Annotated in this window: 3 protein-coding genes; 1 reads left to right on the top strand and 2 read right to left on the bottom strand. The window is 70.1% G+C overall.

Going from position 1 to position 3,249, the window contains the following annotated elements; all coding sequences use genetic code 11:
* The coding region (locus D6718_06345; protein RMG45945.1) for a hypothetical protein at nucleotides 1-1,373 on the top strand (1,373 nt) is incomplete at its 5' end.
* Nucleotides 1,374-1,470: 97 nt separating this feature from the next.
* Here the strand turns inward: D6718_06345 and D6718_06350 are convergent.
* Both D6718_06350 and D6718_06355 read right to left on the bottom strand, forming a co-directional pair.
* A complete protein-coding gene (locus tag D6718_06350) occupies nucleotides 1,471-2,286 on the bottom strand; it encodes a hypothetical protein (protein ID RMG45946.1) in 816 nt (271 codons plus the stop codon).
* A 60-nt stretch (nucleotides 2,287-2,346) separates the two neighbouring features.
* A complete protein-coding gene (locus D6718_06355; protein ID RMG45947.1) occupies nucleotides 2,347-3,210 on the bottom strand; it encodes a hypothetical protein in 864 nt (287 codons plus the stop codon).
* Nucleotides 3,211-3,249: the final 39 nt, after the last annotated feature.

Here is a 3,249-nt window from a genome sequence, read left to right on the forward strand (position 1 = left end):
CCGACCCCGGACCAGCCGCCGCCCGCCCCGACCAGCGCGCGATGCGCTTCCCCACCGGGCCCGGCGGGTGGGCCCGCGTCCTCGTCGAGCTCCGCGAGCAGGTCGACACGGGCGAGCTGATCCGGAGGGCGAGGGAGGAGGAACTGGGGCGCGCGGAGGCCCGCCGCCGCGCGCTGGCGGCGCTCGAGGAGGTGGCGGCGCGCGGTGCCGCACGCCTCCGTCCTCTGCTGGACGCCCTGGTCGAAACCGGCCGGGCCGATTACTACCGGGCGCTGCGGTTCCGGAACCGGATCTTCGTGTCGGTGCGCCCGGAGGCGGTGCCGGAACTGGTCGCGCACCCCGACGTGGCCCGGGTCATCCCGGAGTACGACAGCGTTCGGGAGGCCCGGCGGCGGAGGGGCGGGACAGGGAGTGCGGTCGGGGCCCCCCGCCCGGTCCCCCCCGGCGACAGTTGGGCGGTGGCCGCCCTCGGGCTTCCCGCCCTCTGGCGGCGCGGGATCGACGGCCGCGGGGTCCGGATCGGACTGCTCGACACCGGGGTGATGGGAGACCACGCGGCCCTCGCCCCCGCCCGGGCTCCCGGCCCCTCCTGGCACGATCCGGTGAACGGCTCGCCGCGCCCCGTGGACACGCGGGGACACGGCTCGGAGGTGCTCGGCTGCGCGCTCGCCCGGCCGCTGGACGGCCGGGCCCTCGGAGCGGCCCCGGGCGCGGTCTGGGTGGCGGCGCTCGCAAACCTCCACAACAGCTACAACAACGTGAACATGTCGCTCGCCGCCGACTGGCTCCTGTTCGAGGGCCGCCCCGACGTCGTGCTCGGCGCCTGGGGCCACGGTGCCGGCTCCTGCGACGACCGGGATCTCCCGATGATCGAGGCCTTCCGCGCCGCCGGCGCCCTGCCCGTCTTCGCCGCCGGGAACGACGGGCCGGGCCCCCGGACCGGGCAGGCCCCGGCCGCGCTGGCGGGACTCGCCCCGGACGGCCGCCGCCCCCTTTCCGTGGCCGCGGTGGACCAGCGGCTCGAGGTGATCGAGCCGTCCTCGCGGGGTCCGTCGCCGTGCGGTGGCAACGAGCCGTTCCCCGACCTGGCGGCTCCCGGCTGGGACCTTCCCGTGCCGGCGGGACCCGATCCGAAGGGGCTGCGGCTCGAGGCGGGCACCTCGATGGCCGTGGGGTGGGTCGGGGGCGTGGCCGCGCTGGTGTTCCAGGTCGCTCCCGACCTGCGGGTGGACGAGGTCGAGGAGATCCTCAGGCGTACGGCCCGCGATCTCCCCCCGGCGGGGCCCGATCCGGCGAGCGGTTTCGGCCTGGTCGACCCCGCGGCGGCCGTGTCCGAGGCCCGGAGGGTCGCAAAGCGCCGCCGGGGCCGGTGACCTCGCTCCCGCAACCCGGGTGCGCCCGGAAAAACTGGGGGCGGCCCGAAGGCCGCCCCCACGTCGAAACCAGGCGTGTTCGAAGCTCAGAGAGAAATCAGAACCGGTCGATGGCGGCGTTGAGGCCACCCGCCACGATGCGAAGATCGATGCTGCCCGTCAGGGAGCCGTAGTTGATCGTCGCATTGAGGGTGTCCCCGTTCTCGCCGATGAACGACCGCAGCCACATCAGCTCGTTGCGGACGTTCGGCGTCATCGGAGCCGCCATGTTCAGGTCGTCGGTGATGAACGCGGTGAAGTTGCCGTAGATCGGCACCGTCGCCGTCGTGTTGCCGGCGGTCAGATCGACGGTCGTGTTGCCGGCGTTCACGTTGACGACGTAGGCCGTGCCACCGCGCCAGGTCGTCGTCGGGAGCTGAGCGAACTCACCGAACAGCGCCTGCTTGTCGCCGTTCCAGAACAGGCCGTCGCCGCACTCACCGACGCGGCTGCCCTGAGAGACGAGCAGCGACAGCGACCGGTAGCCCGGGCAGTCCGGGAAGGCATCGTAGTCGAAGATGTCGTCCGGACCCTGCGCCGGGTTCCAGGAAGTGGCGATCTCGCAGTCGAGGAACCGCCAGTCGCAGTAGGTCTGATCGACCCACAGCACCGAAGCCGTCGGGTCGAAGTTGTTCTTCGTGTAGAGCTTCTGGTCACCGTACTGGTTCTGGAACACGAGCGTGAGCAGCTCGTCCGAACCATCGTCCCAGATCGTCGCGACCTGACCGGTCGGCATGATGTAGGCCCGGTGACCGGTGCGGATCACACCGCTGAAGTCGCCCCGGTCGTCCGTGATGACCGGGTAGTCCGAGATGTGGCAGCCCAGCGAGGCCAGGATGGCCAGGGCGCACACGCTGATGAGCAGCTTCCTCATGGTTTTCGCTCCTTTTTCCAACGCTGAACGTTTACGCAACCCAGTGTCTCGTCAACGGCCTCAGAGGCGGTTCAGAGCGTTGTCCACGCTCCAGATGTTCGCCTTCCAGTTCGCCGTCAGCGAGCCGTAGGTCACGGTCACGTCCACGAAGGAGCCGTTCTGGCGCAGCCAGTTGGACAGCCAACGCAGCTCGTACTTGGCGTTCGGCGTCATCTCGACAGCGACGCGCAGGCGGCTGTCGATGTAGCCGTTGAAGCTGCCGTAGATCGGCATGATGTCCGAGTTGCCGTTGGCACCGGTCACCTGCACGGACGCGATCGAGCTGTTGAAGGGCAGGTGGTAGACCGCCTCTCCCCGCCAGGTGGTCGTGCCGAGGCGGGAGAACTCGTCCGCGGCCGCCTGCTTGTCGAGCCAGAGCCCGCTTCCGCACTCACCGATGCGGCTGCCGTAGGAGACGAGCACGCTCAGCGAGCGGTAGCCGGGGCAGGTCGTCCCGGGCACGCCGTCGAACGGATCGTCGTGCGGGCTGGGATCGCCGCTCTGCCCGGTCGGAGCGGTCGGATAGGCGTCCGGCAGATCCGGGTTCCAGGCCGTCCAGATGGAGCAGTTGTCCTGGCGGGCCGGATCGCAGTAGGTCTGGTCCAGCCAGAGCACGGACGCGCTGGGGTCGAAGTTGTTGTAGGTGTACAGGCGCTGATCGCCCTTCCAGTCCTGGGCGACCTCCGTGTACAGCTCATCCGAGCCGTCGGACCAGATGGTCGCGACCTGGCCGCTCGGGATGATGTAGGCCTTGTCGTAGAACGAATCCACGGTCGCGTCGTCCCACGGACCGGCGTCGTCGAACATCACCGGATAGTTGGTGATGGCGCAACCGAGAGAGAGCACCACCGCCGCGATGAAAGCGGTGAAGGCAAGCTTCCTCATTGAATGGCTCCTTTTCCGTGTCGGTACTGTTGGGCTCCG

Source organism: Acidobacteriota bacterium, assembly GCA_003696075.1.
Taxonomy (GTDB): domain Bacteria; phylum Acidobacteriota; class Polarisedimenticolia; order J045; family J045; genus J045.